Source organism: Acinetobacter sp. ABJ_C1_1, assembly GCF_044684115.1.
GTDB classification, from domain to species: Bacteria; Pseudomonadota; Gammaproteobacteria; order Pseudomonadales; family Moraxellaceae; genus Acinetobacter; species Acinetobacter nosocomialis_A.
Window position 1 is genome coordinate 1 of the sequence record NZ_JBITPU010000037.1, and the last position, 2,093, is coordinate 2,093.

The 2,093-nt window shown below is 28.6% G+C and carries 1 protein-coding gene; it reads right to left on the minus strand.

Features of this window, described 5'->3' with window-relative positions; all coding sequences use genetic code 11:
* Window positions 1-151: 151 nt before the first annotated feature.
* Window positions 152-2,093 (minus strand): TIR domain-containing protein (locus ACG59Z_RS18720; RefSeq protein WP_400200719.1); only part of this gene is annotated, 1,942 nt, incomplete at its 5' end.

Sequence of the window (2,093 nt, forward strand, 5' to 3'; positions counted from 1 at the left end):
ATTTATAGAATAATAATTATAAATTCATAATGATTTATTTTTTTAAATATAATGAATTTATTGTATTTTATTTGAGTGAAAATAATCCTATTTAATATGCTTTTAAATAGGATTATACTAGACTTGTTCTATAAAATTTAATATATTTGCATTAAGTAGATAATTGTGTTAATCCTTTCAGTATTAAATGAATGGCTTCATCAATAAATGGAGTAAACATTAGCTTTTGATAATCCTCTGTTGTAAGTCCTACGTTATGAGCTAGGCTTTCTATAGATGTAGATTTAATAAAATTTTCTATTTCATTGTAGTCAGCTCCAAAACCCTTACTTGTTGCAAGACTTTGTAAGTCTGCATACCCAATATTATTTTGAATTTGCCATCTTTCAGTTAATTCTGGTTCTAGCTCTTTATTAAATATTGAAGTTACTATTTTACTTGTAATTCCTCCAAAACCACCTAGTATATACATAGGTTTTTGTTTCTTTAAGGAAATTATAAATTCTTCTAATACACCAGGCATTTTTCCTTTATAACCTGAAGATTTTCCAGCAGCAATTATTCTAAAATCACATTTTGATATAGATTGCTCACGCATTTCTGTCAGGCTGCGAGACCATATATATAGGTTTTCTCGACAATTGGGCTCTAGGAAGTTTTCTTGATTTATGTGTATATCTATTGGTGGACTATATTCTTCAGTGTACAAAATACCATGGTATTTTATTTTGAAAATCTTTAACTTTGGTTCTAAATAAATTGGCCAGGCTAAATGATTTTCGACTTTGATCGAATTATCCATTGTCCTATTTTGAATAATTAAAGCCTCATCAAGAATAAATTGAGTGAATCCATCCTCACGAAGATCACCTCCATATATTAATGTATGCTTTCTAGCTAATAAATGTCCAGCTAGAACTTGCGATAATCTTTTTAATTCATCAATGTGCTGATTATGTGTTTCAAACTGATCTTCCTTATAATCTGAAATTGAAATACCTATTATTTTTGATATTTGTTTCTTTGTAAAAATTGACCATAAAGGTGTAACAGCTTGGATTTTATTTGCTGTACCTTGTGGTGTCTTATTCTCAAAATGATTAATCCAGCTAATTTCTTCTGGATAAACAGGCGGTTCAGGATAACAAATATGAAGAGTTTCAAGTTTTTGAGTTTCACTTCTACCTTTTAATAAAGTGATTATTTGATTAACCTCTGGTGGTCTAGCAAAAACTTCTGAATCTTTAGGAATCCATCCTTGTTCCTTATAATAGTTTAAAAGAATTTTTGAATAGTTAAATCTTATAGTTTCTAATAACGTTGCAATTAAAATTCTTAAAATTTCTTTATTTCTTATACTAGTATCATGTGAAACATGAATATTAGGAATATTTACTGCTGCTGGAAAAATTCGGTCTTCATAGTGTTCTAATGTGTTAACAAAAACAATAGGTCTTCTTTCTTCCTTGGCCATAAGTATTTCTCGCTGACACCAATAACGGGAGGAGTACTTATCACTACCTATTGCAATTACAGTAGATTCCTTAAGATGGGTTTCTATTTCTTGATCAAAGTTAAAACAAGGAGAAATATCTGTAGTATCAAAAAATCTCTGTATAGATGTATTATCAATAAAATTTTTAATTTCTATAGCTAAACCAACACCTTGTTCATCAGCTTTAGCGTGGCTGAGAAATATCTTTAATGAAGCATCTATACCTTTTACAACTGTTTTACTTTCATTAAGGCCTAAACGATAGATTTCATGCGATAACATTAAAATAAAGTATTCTTGATAATCATTTAAAGGCCAAGTGAAGGCACGTACGAAATTTTTATTTTTTAAAATACCTTTATTAGCATGATTTAATGCATAGTTATCTAATGCAACTGGAATAATTTCAAATTCCAAAGGAATTTTCTCAAAATATGTATTCCAATTCTCACTAATGAGTGTATTTTTACTTAAAAATAAAAATACTAAATTTTTCGTTGCCCATTTCTTTAATGGATTAGGGACAATATCTGTATTCCTGGAACTATATAAAAAAGTTGGAATATTTAACTCACGAGAAAATGGTCTATCAATATCT